This window comes from Streptomyces sp. NPDC089919 (assembly GCF_040684615.1).
Classification (GTDB): domain Bacteria; phylum Actinomycetota; class Actinomycetes; order Streptomycetales; family Streptomycetaceae; genus Streptomyces.
This window is the reverse complement of record NZ_JBFBGK010000083.1, coordinates 1-26,448: the sequence shown is the minus strand read 5'-3', so window position 1 is coordinate 26,448 and position 26,448 is coordinate 1. Positions and strand designations below refer to the sequence as shown.

The following is a 26,448-nucleotide window of genomic DNA, read 5'->3' as shown; positions in this document are numbered from 1 at the left end:
GGCGGTGCGGGCCGTGCCCCGGCGGGCCCGGGGGCGGCAGGCGCGGCCCCCGCACCCCTTCCCATCTGACGCCCCGTCAGCTCTAATTCCGGTCATGATGGGACCACACGCAGGGATGGCGGCGACCGTCATCCGGTATCTCAGGACCACCGGCGCCCCCGCACCGCGGGGGCCGATCGACCCGCACCCGCGGCCCGAGCTGCGGGCCGTCGGGGAGGACGAGCGGGCGCCGATCTCCATGGCCGACTTCCGGGCCGTGCTCGGCAACTTCGCCAGCGGCGTCACCGTGATCACCGCCCCGGCGGCCGAGGACGAGGACGGGCCGGCCGGCTTCGCCTGCCAGTCCTTCGCCTCGCTCTCCCTCGAACCCCCGCTGGTGACCTTCATGGTGGCCCGCACCTCCACCACCTGGCCGCGGATCGCCCGCGCCGGGGTGTTCTGCGTGAACATCCTCGGTGCCGACCAGGGCACCCTCTGCCGGGCCTTCGCGGTCAGCGGCGCCGACAAGTTCGCGGGCGTCTCCCACACCCCCGCCCCCGTCACCGGCGCGCCCCAGCTGGCCGACGTACCGGCCTGGATCGACTGCCGGATCCACGCCGTCCACACCGGCGGCGACCACCTCATCGTCGTCGGCCGCGTCGAGGCCATGGGCGCCGCCGGCGAGGGCTCCCCCCTCCTCTTCCACAAGGGCAGGTTCGGCCGCTTCACGGAGTGAGCAGCGGCCCCCAGTCCTCCGACCCCTCCGGGCCGAAGCCCGCCAGCTGCCGGATCAGCACGGCCAGCCCGGCCTTGTGCTGCTCCACCGAATCCACCGCGCGCCGCACCCACTCCTCGGGCACCTCGTGGCCCGCCAGCCGCCACAGCCGCACCACCGCCATCAGGAAGTCCTGGATCGGCTGGGGCTCGCCCGGATCGAAGGCGTACAGGGCCCAGAGCAGCCGCCCCAGAGTCCGCGGGGGACGGTTCTGCGCCCCCTCGACCAGCAGCTCCGCCACGGCCTTCAGCAGCAGGTGCGCCGACGAGGCGGCCCCGTCCCCGCCCGTGCTCGCGAAGCCGGTCAGGAGCCGGGTCAGCCCGGCCCCGGACAGCGCCTGCACCGCGTGGACCAGCGTGTCGCCGTCCTCGTCGCACAGTAGGAAGGCGTCCCGCAGGAGCTCGTCCGCGTCCCGGTGCTGCCAGCCGAAGAAGCCGGACGCGTCCGACGGCCGCATCGCATGGCCGGGCCCCCAGCCCAAGGTCCAGAAGACGTCGACCTCGCAGTCGTCCGGCCCGCTCCCCCGGGCCCCCGGCCCCGCGACACCGGGCTGCGGACCGCCCGGCCGGCCGAGCCGGAGCTCCACCTCGGGTTCCCCGTCGCGCCACCGCCGCACCAGCACCAGCCAGCCGGCGAAGTCCCGCCACGCCGTGACCGACATCTGCGACTTGACCAGCTGGACCAGCCGCCGCCAGGCCTCCACCGGCTCCGCCCGATCGGGGAAGAGCTCGCTCCCGGTGACCGGACCGGTGGCCAGCAGCAGCACGAGCAGGTTCGAGGCGTACGACGCGTGCCGCGCCGGCACGGTCAGATCGCCCGGCCGGTACTCCGCGTGGGCGGCGGAGCGGCGCTCCCGCAGCGCCTCCCCCAGCAGGGCCCGCACCAGCTCCCGGGCCTGGTGGCGCCTCCCGTCGTCCAGGCCCCCCAGGACCTCGACGACGAAGGAGACGACCGCGGCCCGCGAGGTCAGCGGCGCGAAGGACAGCACCGCGTGCAGGAACGAGTCGTCCGGGGCGGGCCGGCGCGGCCGCCGCAGGTGTTCCGCCCGCTCCGCGGCCAGGTCCAGGACCTCCCGCACCGCCAGCCGGGCCACCAGGAACTCGCCGAAGGTCGCGTGCAGGAACTCGTACGAGCGCAGCACCGCCGCGTCGCGGAAGGCCTCCGCGTGGTGGACGAAGAAGAAGCGGCCCAAGGTCGCCTCCCCCTTGCCCAGCGGGGCGCGCAGCCCGGCCGGCGGGACCGGGGCGAAGTGGTCGGGCACCAGCACGCCCAGGTCGGCGTCCAGCTCGGCCTCGGTCACCCACTGGCGGCCCCGGTTGAACATGCCGGCCGCCGCCACCGAGAGCCGCAACAGCTCCGCCTCCACGGCCCGTTCCAGGTCCTCGTCCGTCCGGGCCGCACCCAGCTTCAGCACCTCCCGACGCGCGAACCCGCTCAGCAGCCGCTCGTAGAGGCCGAATCCGGCGAGGGCGTCCGCGTCCCGCTGGAAGGCGTTCTCCTGCGCGTCGTACAGCGCGATCATCATCAGCAGCAGCGGCTGCGCGGCGAGCGCGGGCTGGGCGAGCACCGCCCGCTCGGCCAGCGGGGCGAGTCCGCGGTCCCGGAAGTAGGGCGCGTTGCGGGTGTTCCAGCGGTCCAGCCAGTCCTTCGTCTGCGCCTCGCTGAAGGCCTCGATCCGGATCGCCAGCCCGCCCGGGGTCAGCCGCGCCCGGTCGGCCACCACCGTGCGGCTGGTCACCAGGACCGCGAGCGGCCGGCCGAGCGCGACCTCCCGGCGCTGGAAGGCGGCCACCCGCTCCAGGTAGTCGGACTGGTTGAGCCCGGTCGCCTGGAGCAGTTCGTCGAAGCCGTCGAGGAGCACCACCGGCAGCGCCCCGTCGGCCGCCCGCACGAGGTCCGGCCAGTCCAGCCGCTCGCCGGTCGCCTGGAGCAGGGCGGCCTCGATCTGCTCCTGGACGCCCGCGTCCGCGGGTACGTCGCGCAGCGGCACCCGCACCGCCAGGAAGTCCGCGGCGGGCAGCCGGGCCGCGAGCACCTTGGTCAGCAGGGACTTGCCGGCCCCGGGCTGGCCGAGGAGGAGCAGCGGGGCCTCCGTGGCCCGGGGCGACAGGAGCAGCCGGCCCAGGAACTCGTCCAGGCCCGGCCGGGCGGGCAGCCCCTCCCACCAGCGGTCCTCCGCCAGCCGGTCGGCCACCGCGAACTCCCGGAGCCGGAAGTCCGGGCTGACGTACGCATCGTGCAGGGACGGGATGGACAGGCCCTCCAGGGCGTCCGCGGCCCCGATCACCGGACCGGTCAGGGCTTCCGCGGACAGCGACCGCAGGGCGAGCACCGCCTCGGCGACGGCCGTTCTGGGCCCGGCGGCCAGGGCCCGCAGGGCTTCCGTGACGCCCGCCAGCTCCACGAGCCCGGCCCGCAGCACGTTCCGGGTCGACGCGTGCTCGAGCCGGTCGGCCCAGACCCCGACCTCGGGTACGTCCACGATCAGCCGGCGCAGGTGCTCCTCGTAGCGCTCGACCGCCCGGTCCGGGACCTCCTCGTCCAGGAGCCGCCGCACCGCGTCCCGGTCCTCCTCGGGCAGCCCGTCCCACACCGCGCAGCCCTCGACGTACCGGGTCATGAGGGCCGAGGCCGTCCGGTAGAACGCACGCAGGTCCCGCAGGGTCTCCTCGTACGGGCGCACCGGCGAGGGCACCGGCAGCGCCGACCGCAGGAGGTGTCCGGCGAGCCCGGCCGGCCGGTCCGAGGCGGCCGCCGCACCCGTGACCACGTGCACCGACTCCCCCCGGCTCATGCGGAGTTCGCGGACGTCGAAGGGCAGGGCCGTCTCGGCGACGACGTCCCCGTAGGCGGCGACCACGATCACCGCGTGGGCGGCGGCGAGCCGCTGGGTGCGGTCGAACCGCCCCAGGCCGTCGAGCCGTTCGGCGAGTCCGGTGACCAGGCCCCGGCTCAGCTCCCCCAACCGGGCCTCGCCGCCCAGCAGTCCGAGGACCAGGTCGGGGACCGGCCCGGCGGCGGCGAGCAGCGCGCCGCCGACCGCCCGGTCGAGGGCGTCCACCAGCGGGCCGCCCCCGCCCAGCAGCCTCACCGCGTCGGCGTACTGCAATGGTCCCGGCATCCCCGCCCCCTGGTACCCGTACGAGCTCCGGAGCCCAGGATGCCGGACCGGCGGTCCGCCGGACTCAGAAAGTGAGCACCCCCCGTGCCACCCGCCCGTGGTGGGCGTCGTCGGCGGCCTTGGCGAAGTCCTCGATCGGGTAGGTCTCGGTGACCAGTTCGTCGAGGAGGAGGCGGCCCTCCTGGTACAGCTCCGCGTACAGGGCGATGTCCCGCTGCGGGCGCGAGGAGCCGTAGCGGCAGCCGAGGATGGACTTGTCCAGGTAGAGCGAGGAGACGAGGAAGGACGCCTCGTCCGTGAAGCCGGGCACGCCCAGGAGGACCGCCTGGCCGTGCCGGTCGAGCAGGTCCACCGCCTGCCGGATCAGCTTGACGTTGCCCACGCACTCGAAGGTGTGGTCGGCGCCGGTCGGCAGGACCTCCTTGACCGCCGCGACCGTGTCCGGCACCGCCGAGGCGTCGATGAAGTGGGTGGCGCCGAACTGCCGGGCCACCGCCTCCTTGGCCGGGTTGGCGTCCACCGCCACGATCTTCGTGGCGCCCGCGATCCGCGCGCCCTGGAGGACGTTGAGCCCGATCCCACCGCTGCCGATCACCACCACCGACTCTCCCCGGTCCACCCGGGCCCGGTTGAGCACCGCCCCGACCCCGGTCAGCACCCCGCAGCCGATCAGCGCGGCCGAGGTGAAGGGGATCGACTCGGGGATCTTCACGGCCTGGACCGCCTTGACCACGGTCCGTTCCGCGAAGGCCGAGTTGGAGGCGAACTGGTAGAGCGGGCTGCCGCCGCGCGAGAAGGGCTGCCCCGGCATCCCGATCGCCTTGCGGCACATGGTCGGCCGGCCCCGGTCGCACTCCGCGCAGGCCCCGCAGTTGGCCAGGGTGGAGAGCGAGACGTGGTCGCCGGGCGCCACGTGCGTCACCCCGGCCCCGACCGCCTCCACGACCCCCGCGCCTTCGTGGCCCAGGACCACCGGCGGCGGGAAGGGGATGGTCCCGTCGATCACCGACAGGTCGCTGTGGCAGAGCCCGGCCGCCCGGATGCCGACCAGCACCTCCCCCGGCCCCGGGTCCCGGACCTCCAGGTCGTCGACCACCTGCGTCTGCTTGCCGTCGAAGACGACACCTCTCATCGCGACTCCCTTGGCAGGCCGAGCACCCGCTCGGCGATGATGTTGCGCTGGATCTCGTCCGAGCCGCCGTAGATCGTGTCGGCGCGGGTGAAGAGGAACAGCCGCTGCTCCTCGTCGAGTTCGTACGGCAGGAGCGGCGACCAGTCGGCCGGGCCCCGGCTCGCGGCCGCCCCGCGGACCTGTACGGCGAGCTCGCCGAGCCGGCGGTGCCAGCCGCCCCACAGCAGCTTGGCCACGCTGGGGGCGCCCGGATCGGCTTCCGAACTGCCCAGCGTGCGCAGGGCGTTCCACCGCATGGTGCGCAGCTCGGCCCACTGCCGTACCAGCCGGTCGCGCAGCACGGGATCCCCGGCGGCCGGCCCGGCGAGGAAACCGGCCACCACCCGCTCCAGTTCGGCCGCGAAGCCGATCTGCTGGACGAGCGTGGAGACCCCGCGCTCCAGCGCGAGCAGGCCCATCGCGACCCGCCAGCCGTGGCCCTCGCCGCCGACCACCTCGGCCGCCCGCGCCCCGTCGAAGAAGACCTCGTTGAACTCGCTGGTCCCGGACATCTGCCGGATCGGCCGCACGTCGATCCGGCCGGGTTGGTCCATCGGCACCAGCAGGAACGACAGGCCGTGGTGCCGGACCGAGCCGGCCTCGGTACGGGCCAGCACGAAGCACCAGTCGGCGTCCTGCGCCAGCGAGGTCCAGATCTTCTGCCCGGTGACCAGCCAGCCGCCGTCGGAACGGACCGCCGCGGTGCGCAGCCCGGCCAGGTCCGAGCCCGCCCCCGGCTCGCTGTACCCCTGGCACCACAGCTCCTCGCCCCGGGCGATGCCGGGCAGGAAGCGGGCGCACTGCTCGGGGCTGCCGTGCGCGAGCAGGGTGGGGGCGAGCAGGTTCTCGCCGATGTGGCCGACCCGGCCCGGGGCCCGGACCCGGGCGTACTCCTCGGCCCAGACGACCTGCTGGGTGAGCGTGGCGCACCGCTGGCCGTAGGCCCCGGCCGGCGCGTCCCAGCCCAGGCCGATCCAGCCGCCGCGCCCCAACTCGCGCTCCCAGTCGCGCCGTTCGGCGACGCCCTGGTGTTCACTGCCGGGGCCTCCGAGGCCGGCGGCCGCCGCGTACGGGCCGGTCAGATGGCCGGCCAGCCAGTCCCGGGCCCGCTCCCGGAACTCCTCGTCCTGCGGTCCGAAGCCGAAGTCCACGACGGGCCCCCTACGCGTTCGGGCGGTCCTTGGCGGCCGCCGCCTTGGCCATCGCCTCGAGCTGGGCGAGCATCGGCATCGGGTCGGTGCCGACCGTGCCGGGCAGGAAGTCGGCGATCTTCTCCGGCGTCCAGGAGCCCTCGGCGTACCCGGCGCGCAGCTCGCGCGGCTGCGCCCAGACGGCGATCTTGGGTCCGGCGATCGTGTAGACCTGCCCGGTGATCTGCTCGCTGCGGGCCCGGTCGCTGAGCAGGTAGACGACCAGGGCGGCGACGTCCTCGGGCTCGCCGATCTCCTTGAGCTCCATGGGGACGTTGGCCGACATGCGGGTGCGGGCCACCGGGGCGACCGCGTTCGCCGTGACGCCGTACTTGTGCAGGCCGAGGGCGGCGGAGCGGACCAGGGAGATGATCCCGCCCTTGGCCGCGCTGTAGTTGGCCTGGGCGACCGAGCCCTGGTGGTTGCCGCTGGTGAAGCCGATGAGGGTGCCGCCGCCCTGCTTGCGCATCACGGCGGAGGCGGCCTTGAAGACGGTGAAGGTGCCCTTGAGGTGGGTGGCGACCACCGGGTCCCACTCCTCCTCGGACATGTTGAAGAGCATCCGCTCGCGCAGGATGCCGGCCACGCAGACCACGCCGTCGATCCGGCCGTACTCGGCGAGCGCGAGGTCGACGATGCGCTGGCCGCCGGCCATGGTGGAGATGTCGTCGGCCACCGCGATGGCCTGCCCGCCGGCCGCGGTGATCTCCTTGACCACCTCCTCGGCGATCGCGCTGCTGGGCTCCCCGCCCTCGATGGACACGCCGTAGTCGTTGACCACGACCCTGGCGCCCTCGGCGGCGGCGGCGAGCGCCACGGCCCGGCCGATGCCGCGGCCCGCACCGGTGACGGCGACCACCTTGCCTGCCAAGAAGTTCCCCACGTCCGGCCCCTTCCCGAGATTTCTGACGGACCGTTAGATTCTTGGGTACGCGGATACGCCCGCACAAGACCCAGACCGCCACCGGCCGTCGGGGCCCCGCCACCGGGCCGCCGGCCGGGTGGACCGCCACCGCACCGAGCGAGGAGCCGAAGCCCATGGCCATGCCCGCCGAGTTCCACGAGATCGCCAAGCGCGTGAACAACTGGGGCCGTTGGGGCGCCGACGACGAGATCGGCACCCTCAACCTCATCACCGACGCGGTGGTGCGGGAGGCCGCGGCGGCGATCACCAGCGGCCGGCGGGTCCCCCTCGCGCTGCCCCTGAAGGAGGACGGCGTCCAGGCGGGCATGATCCCGGGCCGGATCAACCCGCTGCACACCATGGTCCAGATCAACCAGGAGATCTTCGGGCCCGGCACGGTCGCGTGCAGCGACGACGCGGTGACCATGGGCCTGCAGTCCGCCACCCACTGGGACGCCCTGACCCACGTCTCGCACTCCGGCCGCATCTACAACGGCCGCCCCGCCTCCTCGATCACCGCGCACACCCGCGCCCAGTACAGCGGCATCGAGAAGGCCGCCCCGATCGTCTCGCGCGGCGTGCTGCTGGACGTGGCCCGGGCCAAGGGCCTCGACCGGCTGCCGGGGGGCCACGCCGTCACCCCCGAGGACCTGGAGGAGGCCGAGGAGTTCGGCGGGGTGAGCGTCCGGGCCGGGGACATCGTGCTGGTCCGCACCGGACAGGTCCAGGTCTACCTGGCCGGCGACAAGCACGGCTACGGCTTCCCCTCACCGGGCCTGTCCGTGCACACCCCCGAGTGGTTCCACGCCCGGGACGTGGCGGCCGTCGCCAACGACACCCTGACCTTCGAGATCTTCCCCCCGGAGATCGAGGACCTGTGGCTGCCGGTGCACGCCCTGGACCTGGTCGAGATGGGCATGCACCAGGGCCAGAACTGGAACCTGGAAACCCTGTCCACAGCCTGTGCAGAAGCCCGCCGCCACGCCTTCTTCCTCTCCGCGATGCCGGAACCATTCGTGGGGGGTACGGGGACTCCGGTGGCCCCGGTGGCGATCCTCTGACGCGCGCGGGCATCCCCGGCTGCTCCGGCTGGTCCGGCTGGTCCGGGTGCTCCGGGTGCTCCGGGTGCTCCGGGTGCTCCGGGTGCTCCGGGTGCTCCGGGTGCTCCGGGTGAAGCCTGTCCTCCGGCGGGTCGGCGGTGCGACGATCATGGAATGACGAAGACCCCCCTCACCCGCGCGATCGCCACGCTCGCCCTCGCCGCCGCCCCCGCGCTGGGCCTCCTCGCCGCCACCCCCGCCGTCCAGAACGGCTGGGGCGCGGACTGGCCCGTCGCCATGGGCAGCGGCTGGGGCCAGACCGCCCCCACGGACACCGGCGACCGGGCAACCACGGCGAGCTGCCCCGGCTGCGGCCCGGCCGACGTCATCGAGGCGAGCGGGGCGGGCCGGACCGTCCGGGGCGCGGCGGCCTGATTCCCGCGGCCTGCCGGCCGAGACCTGATGGACGGCGGCTCGGCGGGGGGGCAGGCTTGGCCCGTCGGGGTAGCGACTGCGGAGGTGTGTGACGGTGGACATCGAGTGGCGGAAGTCGTCGAAGTCGACGGACGCAGAGGGCACGAACTGCCTGGAGCTTGCCGAGCAGGGCGGCGAGATCCTGATCAGGGAGAGCGACCGGCCGGACGTGGTCGTGCGGACCAGCCGGGCCAAGTTGCGGGCCTTCCTCGACGGGGCCGCGGCGGGCGAGTTCGACGACTTCGCCTGACGCCGCGCCGCCGGGCCCCGTCGAGGGGCTACCGGGCGGCGCCCGTCAGGCTGAACCAGACGGCCTTGGCCTTCCCTTCGGCCGCTATGACGGCCCACTCGTCGGCGTACGCGGCCACCAGGCCGAGGCCGCGGCCGCCCTCTTTCGTACTGAGCCCCAGCAGGCCGCGCCCTGTGCCGGGCCAGTGCTCGGGCGCGCTGTCATAGACGTAGACGGTGATGCCGCCGTCCAGCAGGACCGCCTCCACCGCGATCTCGGCGGTGTCCGTGTGCCGGTAGGCGTTGGTCACCACCTCGGAGGTACAAAGCCGGGCCCGTTCGGCGAGGTGCCCGAGCCCGGTGGTCCGCAGGACCAGCACCACCCATTCGCGGGCGATCCGAGGAGTGTCAGCCCTACTGGGGGCGACCAGGCGGTAGTTCATGGGCTCGGGTGCGGGGACCAGAGTTAAAGCGCTCGTCTTCGTCATGGCTGTCTCCCAACGCGGTACGAGTTCACGCCACCGCGTGCGTGGCTCTGGCCGCGGCGGGCCGCGACTGCCTTCACACGCCATGTGACGATGCCGACACCGACTGTAGCGCCATCGGTACAACTCTTTATACGGTTTCGCGTAACCCTCGGTGTTTGTGGACCGCGTCCCAGCCCAGGGGCCACACTGATGCCCGACAGGAGGGGAGGCCGATGCCGCCAAGGAAGGTCCCAACCGCCCGACAGGTCCGGCTGGGTGCTGAGCTGCGGAAGATCCGCGAGAGGGCTGGAGTCTCGCTCACCGAGGCAGCGGCTCAACTCGGCGCGGACCGGACGACCATGAGCAACGTCGAGAGCGGCAGATTCGGCGTCAGCACCGACCGCGTGCGGAGCTGGACCGGTCACTACGGCTGCGCCGACGAGTTGTACGTCGACGCACTCGCGGCCATGGCCGAAGACCGGGGCCGAGGGTGGTGGGACAGCCACCGCGACGAACTGCCGGCCGGACTGCTCGACCTGGCCGAGATGGAGCACCACGCCGTGGCGCTCAGATCCGTGCAGATCATGCACATCCCGGGCCTCCTCCAGACGGAGGACTACGCCCGCGCCGTGTTCGAGGAGGCAGTTCCGGCCCACCGCCCGGTGGAACTACGTCGCCGCCTCTCCTTCCGGATGCGCCGCCGAGACGTCCTCGACCGGAAGGAAGACCCGCCCCAGTGCACTTTCCTCATCCACGAGGCTGCACTCCGCATGAGGTTCGGCGGGCCCGACGTCACCGTCAGCCAGCTGGACTACCTGCTGGAGCATTCCGAGCGGGACAACCTGACCGTGCGAGTGATCCCGTTCGAGGTCGGCGGATTCCCCGAAGCCGGAAGCTCCACGCTCTACGCGTACGGACCGGTCCCCCAGTTGGACACCGTCCAGATCGACACCCCCAACGGGTCCGCCTTCCTGGACGCCGAAACGCGTCTGGCCAACTACCGGGCGGCGCTGGACCGGACCGAGGAGCGGTCGTACGACCCAGAACGGTCTCGCGAGTTCATTCGCGAGATGGCGCAACAAGTGAAGGCGTGAGAACAGTGGCAATTCAATGGCGCAAGTCGTCCAAGTCCACGGACTCGGATGGCAACTGCCTGGAAGTCGCGGAGCAGGACGGCGAGATCCTGATCCGCGAGAGCGACGACCCGGGCGCGATCATCAGGACGACCCGGGCCAAGCTCCGGGCGTTCATCGACGGGGCGGCCGCCGGCGAGTTTGACGACCTCGCCTGAGCCGGCCCCGGCGCATTCGAACCCCCTGTCCGGTCCGGGCGGGGGGTTCGTCATATGCCATCTCACTCGTTAGGCGTCAAACGGTTGAGACCGATCTGTAGCTCACGCTACGGTCTCCCCGTTCCGCCATTGTGACGGGACATCTCCCCTCAGCCCTGCGCCAGTTGGGGGGAGCCCCACGCCCCCTCCGCCGCTCGTCACGGTCGAGGGGGCACCCTCATCCGGAGGGCACATGAAGCCCACGCCCACCACCCGTCCCAGCTACTGGCTGGAGACCGTCTGCTTCCGGGACGCGTACACCGTCCTGCCGGAGTTGCTGGACAGAGGGGTGTACGCCGCGCCCGAGGAGGCCGTGCGGGCCATGCGGATGCAGATCAGGAGCGGGCATCCGTTCGGGCTCTCCGGCGCCGAGGCGGAGCGGGCGTTGGCCTGGCTCGGGGGCGCCGGGCGGGTGCAGGCGCTGGCCGCGCTGCACCGGGGGGAGTCGGCCGGGTTCGGGGTCGTACGGGGCGACGGGCTGCGGGCCGAGTGGCGGGTGCTGCCGGTGCACTGCCTGGAGTTGGCGGCCGCGCGCCCGTGCGACCCAGGTCACACCCGGGGCGTGTCACAGGGCGGCGGGCCGCCTTGTCCTGGGGGTGTAGACCCGAGGACGAGCACGGAGGAGTGCACACCATGGACGCACGACTGAACTACCTGGCCAGCCCCACCGCCGGCAAGGCCCTCAAGTACGTGATGGCGGCCGGCAAGGAGATCAAGGCCGCGGGCGTGCCGGCCGCGACGCAGGAGCTGGTCGCGCTGCGCGTCAGCCAGATCAACGGCTGCGCCTTCTGCATCGACATGCACACCAAGGAGGCGACCGCGGCCGGCGAGAGCGCCACCCGGCTGCACCTGGTCGCCGCCTGGCGGGAGGCCACCGTCTTCACCGCGGCCGAACGGGCCGCGCTCGAACTGGCCGAGGCGGCGACCCGGATCGCCGACACGGCCGAGGGGGTCGCCGACGACGTGTGGGACCGGGCCGCCGAGCACTACGACGACGAGCAGCTCACCGCCCTCGCCATGCTGATCTCGTTCATGAACCTCGCCAACCGGCTGAACGTCATCGCCCGGCAGCCGGCCGGGGACTACGTGGCCGGCCAGTTCCAGCACTGACGGCGGCCGGACGGGGACGGACCGTCCCGACCGGGACGCGTTTGCCCCCGGACCGGGGCGTGGATGATCATGCTCACCGGTCATCCGGCCCGTATGCCCGCCGGGTGCGGGCCAGTTGAAGGGGAGCACACCACTCATGCGCATCATCAGGTCATCCGCCGTCGCCGTGGCCACGGCCGCGGCCCTGCTCGGCGGGCTCGGCGCCACGCCCGCGTCGGCCACCGGCGGTCAGCACGTGCACAGCGTGCACTTCGGCGCCTTCAGCTTCAACAGCCCCGGCAAGGACAGCCGTTCGGTCAAGTCCCGCAACGGCGAGTGGATCGACATCCACAACTACACGAAGCACGCCGTCAATCTGAAGGGGTGGCGGGTCTCCACCTGGACGAGCGGCCAGTACGTCTTCGGGCGCTACATCCTGCGCGCCGGGAAGACGGTGCGGTTGCACACCGGGCCGGGGCGCAACACGGGGTCCAACGGCACGAAGCTGGGCCACGTCTACTGGGGGTCCTCGCACCACCGGTGGAACAACCACAACGCCCTGGCGTTCCTCTACCGGCCCGATGACCGCTTCTTCGAGAAGACCTGCCGCACGGGGCCGTACTGGGGTCAGCCCAAGAGCCCCGGCGACTGCCACGAGCGCACGGTCGCGTAAGCCGCGGCGGGACTCCCGGCCGTCACGTCACGGCCGGGACCCCTGCGGTGCGGCGGTCCGGTCCCCGGTGGTCGTCTCGGACCGTTGCCCGGTTCGCCGGTCAGGGAGCGGTCGTCGCCGTGGCCTCGAGCCAGTGCCAGGCCCGGTCGGCCTCCGGTCGGGGGTCCGTGCCCAGCAGCCAGCCGAGCAGCGGCTGCGGGCCGGCGCCCTGGGGCGGGGCCGGGTGGCCGCCGGCCCGTGCCAGGGCCGTCAGGCAGGCGCCGCCGGCCGTGGGGTCGGCCAGGTCCCCGAGCAGGGCGAGCAGGCCCTCGGCGAAGGGTTCGCCGCCCAGGGTCCGCCGGAAGGAGTCCGGGGCCGGCAGCCGGCCGCCGGCCGCCGCCGTACGCGTCCGCGCCACCAGGCCGGCCAGCCGCGGGGAGGTCAGCTCGGCGAGGTCCCCGGGCCAGCCGTCGGGCAGCTCCGGCGCCTGGACCAGCGGCCAGAGGGCGAAGACCGTGAGCTCCGCAAGGGCCGACTCGTCCGCCGGACGGCCCGTCGTGAGCAGGTACTGGGCCGTGCCCGCGGCCAGCAGCCGACGCACCTGCTGCCGGGCCTCCGCACGGCCGGCGGCTCCGGTCAGGTCGTGCTGGAGGGCTTCCAGGGCGCGGCGGTGAGCGGCGCGGGCGGGGCCGGCGGCTGCGGTGACGCTGCGGTCCGTGGCGTCGACGGTGGCGGTGGTGCCGGCGGTGGCGGCGAGCTGGTCGATCCAGATGCGGAGGTGGGGGAGGGCGAGGGGGGCGCGGATGCCTTCTCGGGCGCCGGGCTCCTCCGCGTAGGCGTGGTGGTGCGGGACGACTCCCGGGCCGCGCCGGGCCTCGTCCCGCGGGGGCGGCGACGGTCGGGGGGTGGGGGGCTCGGTACCGGTGCGGCGTGCAGTCATGCCGCCCAGTCTCGCCGCCGGCCCCCTCCGCGCGGCACCCAAGGCGCCCCCCGATTGGGGCGAAAGGGGTGTCGGAGGCGATAAGAAGGGGCACACTGGGGCTGCCGGTCCGGCGCGCAACGGCAGCGGAAGTGGGCCGTGCCGCAGGGACCGGGAAACCGCACCTGACCCGGGGGGAGACAGGCGTGCGTTCCGCTGCCGAGCTGTCCGGTACCGCCGTGACCGAGTCCATCGACCGAGCCGTCGGGTGCCTGCGCCAGACGTTCCGTACGGCCCCGGACGCGGCCGGCTGGTACCACTACCTCGACGATCCGCACCCCGGCATCACCGCCTCCGCCGTCGGCCTGTTCACCTTCGGCCTGGCCGGGCTCCGCTTCGAGCGCACCGCCGAGGTGGTCTCGTACCTCACCGGCCACCAGCGCCGCTCGCCGGACGGCGCGCACGGCGGCTGGCCGGTCCGCACCACCAACGGCTTCCCGATAGGCGAGGCCACCGCCTGGGTGCTGCGGGCGCTCAGCCGTCCCGGCACCGCCCTGGGCGCCGGCGAGTCCCTGCGCCTGGGCACCGAATGGCTCGTGGCCCAGCAGAACGTCGACTTCGGCTGGGGCTCCTACCGCGGCCAGCCCTCCCGGGTCTTCCTCACCGCCCTCAACATGCTCGCCCTGCACGAGGCCGGGGCCGAGGGCGAAGCCCTCACCAACGCCCAGCGCTGGCTGATCGACGTACAGAACCCGCAGACCCCCGGCTGGGGGCCGCTGCCCGGCGCCCAGCCGACCGTGGTGCACACCAGCATGGCCCTGATGGCCCTGTCCAGGATCCCCGGCGCGCTCAGCGCCAACACCATGCGCCAGACCGCCGAGTGGCTGCTGGAACGGGTCGAGCCGCGGGTCCACGTCGAGCGCAGCACCACCGTCGAGGAGTACGACGTCCCCTTCGACGACGCCGGCACGCCCGCGGTCTTCCAGAACTCCCTGCCGCACTTCGCCGGGCCGCTGGCGCTCTCCGCGATCTGCGCCACCGGCGTGGTCGACCCCCTCCAGCCCAAGGTCTTCAACCTGGTCACCGGCATCATCGAGACGCAACTGGACGCCGGGCACTGGGAATTGCCGCGCAGCCCGATGCGGCCCTCGGTGTGGGCGGTGTGGCCCTTCGTGTCCGCGCTGTCCGCGGTCCGGGGCGCGGTGCTCTCCACGCCCCGCAGCAAGGCGGCGCTGCTCTACCCGGGCTGCGCGATCATCCAGAGCGAGGACCAGACCCAGGACCTGACCCGCCGGCTGCTGATCCGCAACGCCTTCTTCGACTGGCTGCGCAGCAAGTGGGTCACGCTGCTGCTGTGGGCGGTCGCGCTGGTGACCACCGGCGTCCCGGTCGCCCTGCTGGCCACCGGCCGCTTCTCCGTCAACGACTTCCTGACCGCGCTGATCCTGCCGGTCCTGCTGATGGTCCTCCAGTACGCGTGGGAGCACCGCAGGCCGCCGGCCCGGCAGCGGGGGAACCCGTGACCGCGCCGCCCGAGCGGACGCCCCCGCCGGCCCGCCGCCGGCCGCACCGGCGGTCGGCCGCCCACGCACCGCCGCCCACGGTCTTCGCGGCCCCGCCGGAGCAGTGCGAGATGTGCGAGGAGGTCCGGCTGGCCGGGGCCTTCGCCACCGGCGAGCCGTACCCGCCCGGCGCCGCCGGCCCCGGCTTCTCCCGGCTGATCACCCGCACCCCCGCGATCGACGTGCTCTCCGGACTGGGGTCGCTGCGCCCCGGCTACCTGCTGGTGGTGCCCCGGCGGCACACCGCCAGCCTGGGCGAGCTGCCGCCCGCCGAGCTGGCCGAGGCCTTCGCCCTGGCCTGGCGGTACGCCGACCGGCTGGGCCGGGAGCTGGGCAGCCCGGCGGTCCTGGTGGAACACGGCTCCTCCGGCGCGTCCGCACCCGGCCCGGGCCCCCTCGCGGCAGCACACCCGACCGACCAGCCCGCTGCGCACCCCGCCGCCCACCCGTCGGCCCGGTCCGTCGGCCACCCCCCGGCTCACTCCTCCGGGGGCTCCTGCATCATCCACTCCCACCTCCACCTCTTCCCGCTTTCGGATGAGTCCCAGGCCGCGCTGTTCGCCGCCCCCGGAAGTCGCCGGATCACCGGCCTCTCGGGGCTGGTAGACACGGCCCACCGCAAGCGGAACTACTACTTCTGCACCTGGAAACGCGACGAGGGGTACCTGTTGTCCGATCCGAACCTCCCTTCCCAGTACGCACGCCGCGTCTGGGCGGAGACCCTCGACGAGCCCGACCTCTGGGACTGGGCGGCCTTCCCGTTCCTGGCCCACTGCCAGGAGACCGCCGACCGCCTCCGGGACACCGTGGACGACCCGGAGGAGACCGAGCGCCGGCTGCGCGAGACGCTGCTGGCCTACGGGGCGGCGGCCCGCAGCTACGCGGCCGGCACCCGCCAGTACGGCGCGGACTCCGCGCTGCCCGGCGAGATCGCCGACCTGGCCGCCACCACCGGCGGTACGGTCCTGGACGCCGGGGCCGGCGCCGGCCGGGACGCGCTCTGCTTCGCCCGCACCGGCCGCCGGGTGATCGCCCTGGACGCCTGCCTGCCGCTGCTGTCGATGATCCCGGACGACCCGCGGGTCCGCCGGGTCGCCGGGGACGTGCGCGCGGTGCCGCTGGCTTCCGGGGCGGTGGGCGCGGTGTGGTGCTCGGCCGTGCTGCTGCACCTGCCGCCGGCGGAACTGTTGCGCGCGCTGGTCGAGTTCCACCGGGTACTGGACACCCGGGGCGCCCTGCACGTCTCGGTGAAGGAGGGCGACGGGCACGCCTCCCTGCCGATGGGCGGCGAGAACCCCTTCTGCCGGCACTTCTTCTACTACCGGCACGAGGACCTGGTCCCGCTCGCCCGCAAGGCCGGCTTCGAGGTGGAGCGCAGCTGGACCTCGCAGGAGCGGGACTCCTCCGCCGACCTCCAGCAGTGGATCAAACTCCGGCTCCGCCGCACCACGTGAGCCGCCCCGGCCCGACCGGCCCGCACCCGGCCGCCCCGGACCTGACCGCCCCGGACCCGACCGCCCCGAGCCCGACCGTCCCCCATCTGCACCTCCACCTCGAGCCCGAGGAGCGCAAGCGTCGCGAACTGGGGCTGGCGCTGCGCGACTTCAGCTCCCGGGACCGCTTCTTCGAAGCGCACCGCACCGACCGCGCCGACCGGTCCCGGACCGGCCCGGGGGACCTGGGGCGGTTCCTCGCCCAGGTGCACGCCGAGCAGCGTGCCCAGGGCGCGGACCACGTCGAGCTGCGGCTGTCGCCGCGCCGGCTGCTGCTGGACGGGATGACCTGGGAGGAGTTCACCGGCACGGCGCAGCGGGTGCTGGGGCCGCTGCGGGACCCGGTGGTGTCGGCGGTGCTGCTGGTGAACCGGAACAGCCCGGCGGCCTTCGTCGGGGAGCTGACCGAGCGGATCGGGGAGCTGCCGCCGGTCTTCGTGGGGCTGGACCTCGCCGGGGACGAGCTGGCGCACCCGGACGTCCGGCCGTTCGTGCCGCTGGCCCGGGCGGCGGCCGGGGCGGGGCTGGGCAGGACGGTGCACGCGGGTGAGTTCGGGCCCGCGGAGCACGTCTGGCGAGCCCTGGACCTGCTGGGCGCGGACCGGATCGGGCACGGCCTGTCCTGCGCGGACAGCCCGGCGCTGCTGCGCAGGATGGCGGCGGACGGGATCCTGGCGGAGGTGTCCCTGACCTCGAACCTGGCGCTGGGGGCCGTCCCGGAGCCGGCGGCCCATCCGCTGCCGGTGGTCCTGGCGGCCGGCGTCCCGGTCTCCTTCAACGCGGACGTACCGCTGCACACCGGCCGCACCCTGGCCGACGAACTCGACCTGGCCGCCGCGCTCTTGGCCGTCCCGGTCCGGGAGGTCCGGGCCCTCCAGGCCCGCGCCGCGGCCTTCCGCTTCCGCCGCCGCCCGGCCTGAGGCGGCCCGCCCGGCGCGCCGCCGGTCCCGCCCGCGGCCCGGCCCGCCCGTCGAGCCGTCCGGCACGGCGGGCCCGGTCGACGATCCTCCGGGCCCGGCGCACGGACTGCGGGTGGCGGCGTACGGTCGTGCACGCCCCGAGCGCGGCACGGCAGCCGCCACCCCACGACCCGCACTCGTCAAGGCATCCCTTGGCGTCCCCTCGCGACGAATCGCTCGTTTCAAGGGTGATCAATGCATGACGGTCCGTCAACACCTCGTTAGAGGTACACGTGCGGTTCCCGGCTCGGGGAGATTTCCCGTTCCGGTTCGCCGCCCTCCTTGCACCGGCGGTCGATCTCGCACCAGATCCGCTTCCCGGCGCCCTCGGGCTGCCAGCCCCAGCGGTCGGCCAGGCCGTCGACCAGCTCCAGCCCCCGGCCGTTGGTGTCCTCGCCGTCCGCGTGCCGGCGGGCCGGCGGGTGGGCGCTGGTGTCGGCGACCTCGAGCCGCACGCCCGGGCCGCCGAGGAGCATCCGCAGGACCGCCGGGCAGCCGGTGTGCACGACCGCGTTGGTGACCAGCTCGGAGATGAGCAGCACCAGGGTCTCGGCGAGCGGTTCGTCCACTCCTATGCCGCAGCCCGCCAGCCGGGACCGCGCCCACCTGCGGGCCCGCCCCACCTCCGCGGGATCCGCGCCGACCTCCAACTGCACCTGAAGTACCTGCACCGCTCACACCATCCGAACCGGCGGACACTTCGCCTCGCGACCGACCGGGGCCGCGCACCGCGACCCCCTTGCGCAGCAGCATGGTTGACATACAGTCACCACAACAAGCGCTTCGGGCATATTCCAGCGCGAAGGAGTAAGCGTGGTGCATACTGTGCGACGCCTCCGCCGCCCAACCGCTCGCATTCGTGGGAGCGTACCGGAGGGCATCCCCGACTCCGGCGCGTAACGAGAAGGGCGAAGGACACAAACCGATATCAACTCTCTGTAATCGGACATGCGTCCCGCGCCGTCCCACCCGTCACCGCCCGTCACCTGCTGTGACCGTGCCGGCCGACAAGCAGACGATCTCCGCGCGGCCCCGGCCGCTCACACAGGGCGATCGACCGTGCCCGGCAGCCCTCACAGCCCCGCCGCCAGCTCCTCCGCCAGCACCTCCTCCGCCGCCGCGGCCGTCAGCCACTGCTCGGCCCGCACCCAGGCCCGTTTCAGGTGCAGGTGCACATCGGCCTCCCAGGTGAAGCCCATCCCGCCGAACACCTGGAGGCAGTCCCGGGCGTTGCCCACCGCCGCCGCATCGGCCAGCAGCTTGGCCCCCGCCACCTCGGCGCCCTCGCCGGTCACCGCCGCCGCGTAGACCGCGGTGCGGGCGGTCTCGGCCCGGACCAGCATCTCCGCGCACAGGTGCTTGACCGCCTGGAAGCCCCCGATCGGCTGCCCGAACTGCTCCCGCTCCTTGGCGTACGCCACCGCCAGCTCCACCGTGCGCAGCGCGGAGCCCAGTTGCAGCGCGGCCGTCAGCAGCGCCCCCTCGGTGCGGTACGCGTCCCCCGCGACGGCCCCCGGCACCCGGTGCAGCGGGGTCAGCGGATCGACCGGCCGGACCGGCTCCCCCCGCAGCGACGGCCCGCCGCCCAGCACCGCGTCCGCCTCCCCCAGGTACGCGGCGAAGCCCGGCAGGTCCACCGCCGTCACCACCACCTCCCCGGTCGCCGCGGCCGGCACCGTCCCGCCGGCCGCCGCCAGCTCGGTGGCCACCAGGGGCCCCGGCAGCAGCGCCCGGCCGGCCTCCTCGAAGACCAGCACCGCCTCCGGCAGCCCCAGCCCCACCCCGCCGGCCTCCTCCGGCAGCCGCAGCGCGAAGAACCCGGCCCCGCCCAGCTCCCGCCACAGCCCCCGGTCCACCACCGGCCCGCCGGCCTCGGCCCGGTCCACCGCGGCCCGCAGCGGCTCCCGCCCGTACCGCCCGGCCAGCAGCTCCCGCATGCCCGCGCGCAGTGCGCGCTGGTCCTCCGTCGGCTGGAAGTCCACGCCCTCACCGGCCCTTCGGGAGGCCGAGGATCCGCTCGGCGACGATGTTGCGCTGGATCTGCGAGGTGCCCGCGGCGATCGTGTACGAGAGCGAGGAGAGCCGGTCGGCGGTCCACTCCTCGTCGGCCGCCAGCGAGCCGGCGCCCAGCACCTCGGCCGCCGTGTCGTACAGCTCCTGGCGGGCGTGCGAGTAGCGCAGCTTGAAGACCGAGCCGCCGATGCCCGGGACGCCGCCGGACCTCTGGGCCTCGCTGACGTTCCACTGGGTGAGCCGCCACAGCGCACCGAACTCCCCGTACAGCCGGCCCAGCCGGCGGCGCAGCACCGGGTCGTCCCAGCGGCCGTTCGCCCGCGCCGCCCGGGCCAGCTCGCGCAGGGTGCGCCGGCAGGCCACCACCTCGCCGACGAAGGCGGTGCCCCGCTCGAAGGAGAGCGTGACCATGGTGACCCGCCAGCCGTCGTGCTCCGCGCCGACCCGGTTGCCCACCGGGACCCGCACCTCGTCGAGGAACATCTCCGCGAACTCGGCGGAGCCGGCCAGGGTGCGCAGCGGCCGGACACTCACCCCGGGGGCGTCCATGGGCATCGCCAGCCAGGAGATCCCCCGGTGCTTGGGGGCGTCCGGGTCCGTGCGCACCAGGAGTTCGCACCAGTCGGCGACCTCGGCGTGCGAGGTCCAGATCTTCGAGCCGGACACGACGTACTCGTCCCCGTCGCGCACCGCGCGGGTGCGCAGCGAGGCCAGGTCGGAGCCGGCGCCGGGCTCGCTGAAGCCCTGGCACCAGACCTCCTCGCCGCGCAGCACGGGCGGCAGCCAGCGGGCCCGCTGCTCGGCGGTGCCTTCGGCGGCGATGGTGGGGCCGGCGTGCAGCAGGCCGACGAAGTTGGCGCCGACGTAGGGGGCGCCGGCCCGCTCGGTCTCCTCCAGGAAGATCAGGTGCTGGGTGGGGGTGGCGCCCCGCCCGCCGGCGTCGGCGGGCCAGTGCAGGCCCGCGTACCCGGCCTCGTACAGCCGGTGCTGCCAGCCGAGGTCGTAGGCGCGGCGGGCCGGCCAGTCCCGCGGGTCGGGGCGCGGCGGCAGCTCCGGGAGCGCCTTGCCGAGCCAGCTGCGCAGCCTGGCCCGGAACTCCTCTTCCTCCTCCGTGTAGGTCAGGTCCACTACTTGGCCCGCCCCCGGTCCAGGTCGAGGCCGAGCATCCGGATGGCGTTGCCGCGCATCAGCTTGTAGACGGTCTCGTCGTCGAGGCCCTTGACGTGGTCGAGGGCGACCTCCTTGGTGTGCGGGAAGGTCGAGTCCACGTGCGGGTAGTCGGTCTCGAAGGTGGCGTTGTCCCGGCCGACCACGTCGATCGAGGCGACGCCGTGCTTGTCGCGGAAGAAGCAGCAGAAGATCTGCCGGTAGTAGTACGTCGAGGGCGGCTCGGGGATCAGGTCCCGCACCCCGCCCCAGGCCCGGTGCTCCTCCCAGACGTCGTCCGCGCGCTCGAGGGCGTACGGGATCCAGCCCATCTGGCCCTCGCTGTAGGCGAGTTTGAGCTGCGGGAACTTCACCAACACGCCGGAGAAGAGGAAGTCCATCATCGAGGCCATCGCGTTGTTGAAGCTGAGCGAGGCCTGCACGGCGGGCGGGGCGTCGGGGGAGGCGGCCGGCATCTGGGAGCTGGAGCCGATGTGCATGTTGACCACCGTCCCGGTCTCCTGGCAGACCGCGAAGAAGGGGTCCCAGTAGCCGGAGTGGATGGACGGCAGCCCGAGGTGGGTGGGGATCTCCGAGAAGGTGACGGCCCGCACCCCGCGGGCGGCGTTGCGGCGGATCTCGGCGACCGCGAGGCCGATGTCCCAGAGCGGGATGATGCACAGCGGGATCAGCCGGCCGCCGCTGTCCCCGCACCACTCCTCGACCATCCAGTCGTTGTAGGCGCGGACGCAGGCGAGGGCGACCTCCTTGTCGTGCGCCTCGGCGAAGGTCTGGCCGCAGAAGCGGGGGAAGGTCGGGAAGCAGAGCGAGGCCTCGACGTGGTTGAGGTCCATGTCCTTCAGCCGGGCGGCCGGGTCCCAGCAGCCGCGCCGCATCTCCTCGCGGGTGATGCCCTCCAGGGTCATCTCGTCCCGGTCGAAGCCGACGGCGGCGATGTTGCGCTTGTACGGGAACTTGAGGTCCTCGTAGATCCACCAGTCGGTGGGCGGGCCGTCGGGGTCCATGGAGATGACGTACTTGCCGCCCGTGTAGACCAGCTCGCCGATGCCGGCAGTGAGGGCCTTGGGACCCCGGTCGCGGTACTTGGCGGGCAGCCAGCGGTCGAAGAGGTGCGCGGGCTCGATCACGTGGTCGTCGACGCTGATGATCCGAGGCAGTTCCATGGAGTCCCCTCACCGTGTGGACGACCCGATCTGATGGATCGTCAGAAACAAGCTAGCGGCGGCACCCCTGGACCGACAAGCGAGTGCGCTCTACGCTTCCCAGTCGATCTGACGATACGTCAGGAAGCCCGCAGCGCCGGTTGCCACCCACGGAGGTCAGGCCATGACGGACACCGACACCGCACACCGGCTGGCCCAGGCGCCCACCCTGTGGGAGCTGGTCGCCCGCCGCGCCGCACTCACCCCCGACCGCACCGTCCTCATCGAGGCGGACACCGGCCGCACCCTCACCTTCGGCGCCCTGCACGAACGCGCCGAGAAGGTCGCCGCCGGACTGCACGACCGGGGCGTGCGGCCCGGCACGGTCGTCGCCTGGCAGCTGCCCACCCGCATCGAGACCGTGCTGCTCTCCCTGGCCCTGGCCCGGCTCGGCGCCGTCCAGTCCCCCGTGATCCCCTTCTACCGCGACCGCGAGGTCGGCTTCGCGCTGCGCGCCTGCGAGGCCGAGTTCTTCGCCGTACCCGGCACCTGGCGCGGGTACGACCACGCCGCGATGGCCCACCGGCTCGGCGCCCGCGGGGTCTTCGAGGCGTACGAGGAGCTGCCCGAGGGCGACCCGGCCGTGCTGCCGCCGCCCCCCGCGGACGGCACCACCGTGCGCTGGATCTACTGGACCTCCGGCACCACCTCGGACCCCAAGGGCGTCCTGCACACCGACCGCTCCCTGCTCGCCGGCGGCTCCTGCCTCGCCCACGCCCTGCACCTCACCGAGCGGGACGTCGGCTCCATGGCCTTCCCGTACGCGCACATCGCCGGGCCCGACTACACCGTGATGCTGCTGCTCTACGGCTTCCCCGCGGTGCTCTTCGAGAAGTTCGCGATGCCGGACGCCCTGGACGGCTACCGGCGGCACGGCGTCACCGTCGCCGGCGGCTCCACCGCCTTCTACACGATGTTCCTCACCGAGCAGCGCAAGGACCCGGACCGGCCGCTGATCCCCTCCCTGCGGCTGCTCGCCGGCGGCGGCGCGCCCAAGCCGCCGGAGATCTACCACGCGGTGGTGCGCGAGCTGGGCTGCCAGCTCACCCACGGCTACGGCATGACCGAGGTCCCGATGATCACCATGGGCTCGCCCGACGACACCCCCGACCACCTCGCCACCACCGAGGGCCGCCCGCCCGAGGGCATGGCGATACGCATCACCGACCCGGACGGCAAACCGCTGCCGGCCGGCACCGACGGCGAGGTGCGGCTGCGCGGCGAGGCGGTCTGCCAGGGCTACCTCGGCGGCCGGGAGCAGCCCTTCGACGCCGACGGCTTCCTGATCACCGGCGACCTCGGGCACCTCACCGGGACCGGGCACCTGGTCCTCACCGGCCGCAGCAAGGACGTCATCATCCGCAAGGGCGAGAACATCTCCGCCAAGGAGATCGAGGACCTGCTGCACCTGCTGCCGCAGGTCGGCGACGCGGCGGTGATCGGCCTGCCCGACCCCGAGCGCGGCGAACGCGTCTGCGCCGTGGTCGAACAGCCCCCCGGCGCCGAGCCGCTGACCCTCGACGCCGTCACCGCGCACCTGCGCGCCGCGGGGCTGGCCACCCACAAGCTCCCCGAACAGCTCGAGCTGGTCGGGGCCCTGCCCCGCAACGACGCCCTCCGCAAGGTCCTCAAGTACAAGCTCCGCGAGCAGTACGCCTGACCCTGCGGGGGCGTCCGGCGGGCGGCTACGAGTCCGGCAGCTCCACGCCGCAGTAGCCGGCGAAGGCGGCGAGGATCTCGGCCTCGGAGATGCGGTCGTCGGCGTCGGCGTCCAGCGCGGCGGCGACCGCCTCGGCCGCCTCCGGGGCGGTCCCCAGGACGCGCAGCACGCGCGCGGTGGCCGCCCGGCTCGCGCTCGCGCCCGCGCCCGCCGGGTCCGCCACCGCGATGACGGCGTGCAGGAAGGGACGGGCGATCTCCGCGAAGCTGTCGGAGTGGTCCCGCAGCCGCTTGGCGGCGCCGGTGACGAACTCCTCGCGGGTGACCCGCTGGTCGCCGTCGACGTCGGCGATGCCGGCCATGCCCTGCCAGAAGGCCTCGGCCCCGATCAGTACCGCCTGGCCCCGGTCGGAGCGCGCGGTGGTACCGAATTCGGCCAGGACGGCCAGCGCGGCCGCGCTGAAGTCCTCCCGGTCGATGTAGCCGTTGCCGTCCTGGTCGAAACTGGCGAACCGGGCGGCGATCTTGCGCTCGTATTCTGCGCTGTCCATATTCGGCGTTCCGCCTCACTTGAGCGGTGGGTGCGTTTCAGTCAGGACGGAGCGTACGGCCTGTGTGGCCTGCGCGTTAAGCGAAGCGGTCAAGCAAGTGGCCGCACCCTGCCCGCGCACGAGGAGCGCACCAGGGCGCGCACCCGTCCCACCACGCGCGATGCCAAGTCCGGTGCCGGGACAGGCACTAGCACGGCGGCTACCCATACGGGGGAGCTTCGGCCAAAGCGGGCACGGAAGGGCCCCCTGCCATTACATTCGAATGGTCGACACAGGCATGGGGGCCGTCATGGCGAAGGACTCACCACCGCGCTGGGACCGGAGGATGCAGCAGCGGCTGGCCCGCGGCGAGGCCGCCGCGCTCGGTGAGCTGTACGACCGTTTCGCGTCACTGGTGCACAGCCTCGCGCACCGGGTGCTGGGGGACGAGAAGGCCGCGGACCGGATCACCCGCGAGGTCTTCGGGTACATCTGGGAGAACCCCGACGCCTACGACCCCAAGCAGGGCTCGATGCGCTCCTGGGTCGCCCGGATCACCCAGGGCCAGGCGGTGGCCCGGCTGCGGCAGGCCGAAACCGCCTCCCTCGCGGAGGGCGGCGGGGGCTCCCGCGAAGAGCTCGAGCAGAAGCTCCGTACCGCCTCCGCGGCCGCCCGGGCCGACTACATCGTCACCTCCATGCCCGCGCCCCTGCGCAAGGCCCTGGAACTCGCCTACTTCCAGCGGCGCGACTACCGCCAGGCCGCGGCCGATCTCGGCGTCACCGAGGACGAGGCCCGCCGCCGGCTGCGGCTCGGCCTGCAACTCCTCTCCACCGCCAACTCCCTCCCCCGCGACGGCTCCGCCCCGCCCGCCGGCCACGGACGCGCCCGGTGACCGCCCAGAGCCGCCCCGGCGGCGGCTTCGACGACTTCGACGACGAAGAGCACGAGGCGTACGACGTGACCGACGGCAGCGTGCACGACCAGGGCGGGACGGGTGGGACGGGTGCGCCCGGCGGTACCGGGTGCGCCCGGCGGGACCGGGGCGCACGGCGGGGCCGGTGGAGTGGACGCTCCCGGTGGGACCGGCGGTGTCGGGCGCGTCGACCGCGTCCCCGGGCCCGGCCGGCCCCCGCGGATACCGGCACCGCGCGGTGCCGCCGACGACCTCGACCCGTCCGCCGCTCCCCCGCCGCCGCCCACGCACGCCGTGCTGAAGTCCCTGCTCGGCGCCTGGGCGCTGGCCGCCTGCTCCACCGAGGAGACCCAGGCCGTCGAGTCCCACCTCACCGAGTGCGCGCCCTGCGCGGAGGAGGCGCTGCGGCTGCGGGACGCGGTCGCCCTGCTGCACCCCGAGGAAAGCCTCGACCTGGACCCGCTGCTGCGCTCGCGGGTCCTGGAGGGCTGCCTGGGCCGGCGGCCGGCCCGGATCCCGGTGCCCACCTGGGCGGCCCCGTACGACGCCGAGACCGCCCGGCTCGACGCGCTGCTGCGGGACTTCGGCGACTCCGAATGGCACGCCCCGGTACGGCTGAAGTGGTTCGAGGAGGAGCGCCGGCAGTCCCGCAAGACCACCGTCGCCGGGGTGATCGGCCACCTGCTGACCGTCGACGGCCTGGTCGCCACCGCCTTGGGCCTCGACGACCCGCTCGGCGCCGGGCCGTCCGGGCCCAAGGACCCCACGGACCGCACCGAGCAGTACTGGGAGTCGGCCGCGCACCCGGTGACCCGGCAGGTCCGCGAGCCCTGGCGGGAACAGGGCCACACGCTGGTCCGGACGGTCTCCTTCGCCGGCCGCGGGGTTGCCGAACTGACCGTCGGGTATGGGCGGTTCGACCTGCCGCTGGCGGACGCCTTCCTGGAGCGGGCCTTCGAGTGCTGGGTGCACGCGGGGGACATCGCGGAGGCCGTGGACTACCCGTACGAACCGCCCTCCGGCGCCCACCTGCACACGATGATCGACCTGGCGGCCCGGCTGCTGCCGGGCGCCCTGGCCGAGCGCCGGCGCGCGGGGCTGGCCGCCCCGGCCCGGCACCTGGTCGCGGCCGGTGCGCCGGGACGCACCCTGCGGCTGGAGGTCGAGGGGCTGGGCGGCGGGATCTGGGACATCGCCCTGGACTCCCCGGCGGCGGCCACCTCCCCCGACACGACGGTCGCCCGGGTCGCCCTGGACGGCAACGAGTTCTGCCAACTGGCCGCCGGTCACATCGCCCCCGAAGAAGCCGCCTTCGGCCAACACGGCGACCGCGAAGCCATCCGAGACGTCCTCTTCGCCGCCGCCTCCCTAAGCCGCCTCTAGCCCCGCCGGGCAGTGGCAAACCCAGCCCCGCCGGCGCTTGAGGCGCGGGGCCCGGGGCAGCGCCCCGACACCTGGGCCCCGCCCACCCTTTGCGCTCCGGTCGGGCAAATCCAGCCCCGCCGGCGTTTGAGGCGCGGGGTCCTGGCCCGCGCCCGGCCGCTGCGCGGAGCCAGACCCCACCCCGCCCCTTCCCGAAACCGGTGGGCACCGCCCCCAGATCGGAAG

26 protein-coding genes are annotated in these 26,448 nt (G+C 74.0%); 15 read left to right on the top strand and 11 right to left on the bottom strand.

The window, feature by feature from the left end; all coding sequences use genetic code 11:
- The first annotated feature begins 115 nt into the window (after positions 1-115).
- Entirely contained in the window at positions 116-715 is a 600-nt protein-coding gene (locus tag AB0O40_RS27630; RefSeq protein WP_365047278.1) for a flavin reductase family protein, read from the top strand.
- On the opposite strand, the gene AB0O40_RS27625 is transcribed toward AB0O40_RS27630, so the two are convergent.
- The 4 genes from AB0O40_RS27625 to AB0O40_RS27610 all read right to left on the bottom strand — a co-directional run bounded on the left by AB0O40_RS27625 (position 705) and on the right by AB0O40_RS27610 (position 7,119).
- Positions 705-3,875, bottom strand: a complete 3,171-nt coding sequence (locus AB0O40_RS27625; RefSeq protein WP_365047233.1) for a hypothetical protein — start codon at positions 3,873-3,875, stop codon at positions 705-707. The genes AB0O40_RS27630 and AB0O40_RS27625 overlap by 11 nt on opposite strands.
- 64 nt (positions 3,876-3,939) lie before the next feature.
- Positions 3,940-5,007 carry a Zn-dependent alcohol dehydrogenase gene (locus AB0O40_RS27620; protein WP_365047230.1) on the bottom strand — a complete coding sequence of 356 codons (1,068 nt, stop codon included), beginning with the start codon at positions 5,005-5,007 and terminating at the stop codon, positions 3,940-3,942.
- Complete coding sequence (locus AB0O40_RS27615; protein ID WP_365047227.1) at positions 5,004-6,197, bottom strand: acyl-CoA dehydrogenase family protein; 1,194 nt, start codon at positions 6,195-6,197, stop codon at positions 5,004-5,006. The genes AB0O40_RS27620 and AB0O40_RS27615 overlap by 4 nt, the downstream gene beginning before the upstream one ends.
- A gap of 10 nt (positions 6,198-6,207) precedes the next feature.
- Positions 6,208-7,119, bottom strand: coding sequence for an SDR family oxidoreductase (locus AB0O40_RS27610; RefSeq protein WP_365047225.1), 912 nt, complete (start codon positions 7,117-7,119; stop codon positions 6,208-6,210).
- A gap of 155 nt (positions 7,120-7,274) precedes the next feature.
- Here AB0O40_RS27610 and AB0O40_RS27605 point away from each other — a divergent pair, with 155 nt between their 5' ends.
- From AB0O40_RS27605 to AB0O40_RS27595, 3 genes are all read left to right on the top strand, one after another.
- Positions 7,275-8,201, top strand: coding sequence for a cyclase family protein (locus AB0O40_RS27605; protein ID WP_365047275.1), 927 nt, complete (start codon positions 7,275-7,277; stop codon positions 8,199-8,201).
- 153 nt (positions 8,202-8,354) lie between these two features.
- Positions 8,355-8,615, top strand: a complete 261-nt coding sequence (locus AB0O40_RS27600) for a hypothetical protein (RefSeq protein WP_365047222.1) — start codon at positions 8,355-8,357, stop codon at positions 8,613-8,615.
- A 94-nt stretch (positions 8,616-8,709) separates the two neighbouring features.
- Positions 8,710-8,904, top strand: a complete 195-nt coding sequence (locus tag AB0O40_RS27595) for a DUF397 domain-containing protein (protein ID WP_365047220.1) — start codon at positions 8,710-8,712, stop codon at positions 8,902-8,904.
- Between the two features lie 28 nt (positions 8,905-8,932).
- Here AB0O40_RS27595 and AB0O40_RS27590 read toward each other — a convergent pair whose 3' ends face one another.
- Positions 8,933-9,325, bottom strand: a complete 393-nt coding sequence (locus tag AB0O40_RS27590; protein WP_365047217.1) for an ATP-binding protein — start codon at positions 9,323-9,325, stop codon at positions 8,933-8,935.
- Between the two features lie 257 nt (positions 9,326-9,582).
- Between AB0O40_RS27590 and AB0O40_RS27585 the strand changes: the two genes are divergently transcribed.
- From AB0O40_RS27585 to AB0O40_RS27565, 5 genes are all read left to right on the top strand, one after another.
- Positions 9,583-10,443 carry a helix-turn-helix transcriptional regulator gene (locus AB0O40_RS27585; protein ID WP_365047215.1) on the top strand — a complete coding sequence of 287 codons (861 nt, stop codon included), beginning with the start codon at positions 9,583-9,585 and terminating at the stop codon, positions 10,441-10,443.
- Positions 10,444-10,448: 5 nt separating this feature from the next.
- A complete protein-coding gene (locus tag AB0O40_RS27580) occupies positions 10,449-10,640 on the top strand; it encodes a DUF397 domain-containing protein (protein ID WP_365047212.1) in 192 nt (63 codons plus the stop codon).
- 232 nt (positions 10,641-10,872) lie between these two features.
- Positions 10,873-11,328 carry a hypothetical protein gene (locus tag AB0O40_RS27575; RefSeq protein WP_365047209.1) on the top strand — a complete coding sequence of 152 codons (456 nt, stop codon included), beginning with the start codon at positions 10,873-10,875 and terminating at the stop codon, positions 11,326-11,328.
- Positions 11,313-11,789, top strand: a complete 477-nt coding sequence (locus AB0O40_RS27570) for a carboxymuconolactone decarboxylase family protein (protein WP_365047206.1) — start codon at positions 11,313-11,315, stop codon at positions 11,787-11,789. Before AB0O40_RS27575 ends, AB0O40_RS27570 begins: the two co-directional genes overlap by 16 nt.
- A 136-nt stretch (positions 11,790-11,925) precedes the next feature.
- Positions 11,926-12,441 (top strand): lamin tail domain-containing protein, encoded by a 516-nt coding sequence (locus AB0O40_RS27565; protein ID WP_365047203.1) that lies wholly within the window; start codon positions 11,926-11,928, stop codon positions 12,439-12,441.
- Between the two features lie 100 nt (positions 12,442-12,541).
- Here AB0O40_RS27565 and AB0O40_RS27560 read toward each other — a convergent pair whose 3' ends face one another.
- Positions 12,542-13,360 (bottom strand): hypothetical protein, encoded by an 819-nt coding sequence (locus AB0O40_RS27560; protein WP_365047202.1) that lies wholly within the window; start codon positions 13,358-13,360, stop codon positions 12,542-12,544.
- Positions 13,361-13,545: 185 nt separating this feature from the next.
- Here AB0O40_RS27560 and AB0O40_RS27555 point away from each other — a divergent pair, with 185 nt between their 5' ends.
- The 3 genes from AB0O40_RS27555 to AB0O40_RS27545 are packed head-to-tail and all read left to right on the top strand — an operon-like array spanning position 13,546 to position 17,314.
- The gene (locus AB0O40_RS27555) at positions 13,546-14,862 is read left to right on the top strand and encodes a prenyltransferase/squalene oxidase repeat-containing protein (protein ID WP_365047199.1); all 1,317 of its coding nucleotides are present in this window, start codon (positions 13,546-13,548) and stop codon (positions 14,860-14,862) included.
- Complete coding sequence (locus AB0O40_RS27550) at positions 14,859-16,355, top strand: class I SAM-dependent methyltransferase (RefSeq protein WP_365047197.1); 1,497 nt, start codon at positions 14,859-14,861, stop codon at positions 16,353-16,355. Before AB0O40_RS27555 ends, AB0O40_RS27550 begins: the two co-directional genes overlap by 4 nt.
- Positions 16,352-17,314, top strand: coding sequence for a hypothetical protein (locus tag AB0O40_RS27545; RefSeq protein WP_365047194.1), 963 nt, complete (start codon positions 16,352-16,354; stop codon positions 17,312-17,314). Before AB0O40_RS27550 ends, AB0O40_RS27545 begins: the two co-directional genes overlap by 4 nt.
- A 260-nt stretch (positions 17,315-17,574) precedes the next feature.
- On the opposite strand, the gene AB0O40_RS27540 is transcribed toward AB0O40_RS27545, so the two are convergent.
- The 4 genes from AB0O40_RS27540 to AB0O40_RS27525 all read right to left on the bottom strand — a co-directional run bounded on the left by AB0O40_RS27540 (position 17,575) and on the right by AB0O40_RS27525 (position 21,696).
- Positions 17,575-18,024, bottom strand: coding sequence for an ATP-binding protein (locus AB0O40_RS27540; RefSeq protein ID WP_365047191.1), 450 nt, complete (start codon positions 18,022-18,024; stop codon positions 17,575-17,577).
- A gap of 402 nt (positions 18,025-18,426) precedes the next feature.
- Positions 18,427-19,335 (bottom strand): acyl-CoA dehydrogenase family protein, encoded by a 909-nt coding sequence (locus AB0O40_RS27535; RefSeq protein WP_365047188.1) that lies wholly within the window; start codon positions 19,333-19,335, stop codon positions 18,427-18,429.
- 4 nt (positions 19,336-19,339) lie between these two features.
- Positions 19,340-20,494: an acyl-CoA dehydrogenase family protein gene (locus AB0O40_RS27530; RefSeq protein ID WP_365047185.1), complete on the bottom strand. Its 1,155-nt coding sequence runs from the start codon at positions 20,492-20,494 to the stop codon at positions 19,340-19,342.
- Positions 20,494-21,696: an amidohydrolase family protein gene (locus AB0O40_RS27525; protein ID WP_365047182.1), complete on the bottom strand. Its 1,203-nt coding sequence runs from the start codon at positions 21,694-21,696 to the stop codon at positions 20,494-20,496. The genes AB0O40_RS27530 and AB0O40_RS27525 overlap by 1 nt, the downstream gene beginning before the upstream one ends.
- Positions 21,697-21,859: 163 nt before the next feature.
- Here AB0O40_RS27525 and AB0O40_RS27520 point away from each other — a divergent pair, with 163 nt between their 5' ends.
- Positions 21,860-23,395: an AMP-binding protein gene (locus AB0O40_RS27520; RefSeq protein ID WP_365047179.1), complete on the top strand. Its 1,536-nt coding sequence runs from the start codon at positions 21,860-21,862 to the stop codon at positions 23,393-23,395.
- A 25-nt stretch (positions 23,396-23,420) separates the two neighbouring features.
- On the opposite strand, the gene AB0O40_RS27515 is transcribed toward AB0O40_RS27520, so the two are convergent.
- Positions 23,421-23,945 (bottom strand): EF-hand domain-containing protein, encoded by a 525-nt coding sequence (locus AB0O40_RS27515; protein ID WP_365047176.1) that lies wholly within the window; start codon positions 23,943-23,945, stop codon positions 23,421-23,423.
- Between the two features lie 289 nt (positions 23,946-24,234).
- Between AB0O40_RS27515 and AB0O40_RS27510 the strand changes: the two genes are divergently transcribed.
- Positions 24,235-24,819: a sigma-70 family RNA polymerase sigma factor gene (locus AB0O40_RS27510; protein ID WP_365047175.1), complete on the top strand. Its 585-nt coding sequence runs from the start codon at positions 24,235-24,237 to the stop codon at positions 24,817-24,819.
- A gap of 243 nt (positions 24,820-25,062) precedes the next feature.
- Entirely contained in the window at positions 25,063-26,223 is a 1,161-nt protein-coding gene (locus AB0O40_RS27505) for a zf-HC2 domain-containing protein (protein ID WP_365047272.1), read from the top strand.
- Positions 26,224-26,448: the final 225 nt, after the last annotated feature.

Bases quoted from the DNA above. Each gene is read 5' to 3' on its own strand.
- AB0O40_RS27515 (WP_365047176.1), bottom strand. From the start codon at position 23,945: ATGGACAGCGCAGAATACGAGCGCAAGATCGCCGCCCGGTTCGCCAGT.
- AB0O40_RS27605 (WP_365047275.1), top strand. From the start codon at position 7,275: ATGGCCATGCCCGCCGAGTTCCACGAGATCGCCAAGCGCGTGAACAAC.
- AB0O40_RS27625 (WP_365047233.1), bottom strand. From the start codon at position 3,875: ATGCCGGGACCATTGCAGTACGCCGACGCGGTGAGGCTGCTGGGCGGG.
- AB0O40_RS27590 (WP_365047217.1), bottom strand. From the start codon at position 9,325: ATGAACTACCGCCTGGTCGCCCCCAGTAGGGCTGACACTCCTCGGATC.
- AB0O40_RS27520 (WP_365047179.1), top strand. From the start codon at position 21,860: ATGACGGACACCGACACCGCACACCGGCTGGCCCAGGCGCCCACCCTG.
- AB0O40_RS27630 (WP_365047278.1), top strand. From the start codon at position 116: ATGGCGGCGACCGTCATCCGGTATCTCAGGACCACCGGCGCCCCCGCA.
- AB0O40_RS27585 (WP_365047215.1), top strand. From the start codon at position 9,583: ATGCCGCCAAGGAAGGTCCCAACCGCCCGACAGGTCCGGCTGGGTGCT.
- AB0O40_RS27560 (WP_365047202.1), bottom strand. From the start codon at position 13,360: ATGACTGCACGCCGCACCGGTACCGAGCCCCCCACCCCCCGACCGTCG.
- AB0O40_RS27510 (WP_365047175.1), top strand. From the start codon at position 24,235: ATGGCGAAGGACTCACCACCGCGCTGGGACCGGAGGATGCAGCAGCGG.
- AB0O40_RS27525 (WP_365047182.1), bottom strand. From the start codon at position 21,696: ATGGAACTGCCTCGGATCATCAGCGTCGACGACCACGTGATCGAGCCC.
- AB0O40_RS27600 (WP_365047222.1), top strand. From the start codon at position 8,355: ATGACGAAGACCCCCCTCACCCGCGCGATCGCCACGCTCGCCCTCGCC.
- AB0O40_RS27565 (WP_365047203.1), top strand. From the start codon at position 11,926: ATGCGCATCATCAGGTCATCCGCCGTCGCCGTGGCCACGGCCGCGGCC.
- AB0O40_RS27575 (WP_365047209.1), top strand. From the start codon at position 10,873: ATGAAGCCCACGCCCACCACCCGTCCCAGCTACTGGCTGGAGACCGTC.
- AB0O40_RS27570 (WP_365047206.1), top strand. From the start codon at position 11,313: ATGGACGCACGACTGAACTACCTGGCCAGCCCCACCGCCGGCAAGGCC.
- AB0O40_RS27620 (WP_365047230.1), bottom strand. From the start codon at position 5,007: ATGAGAGGTGTCGTCTTCGACGGCAAGCAGACGCAGGTGGTCGACGAC.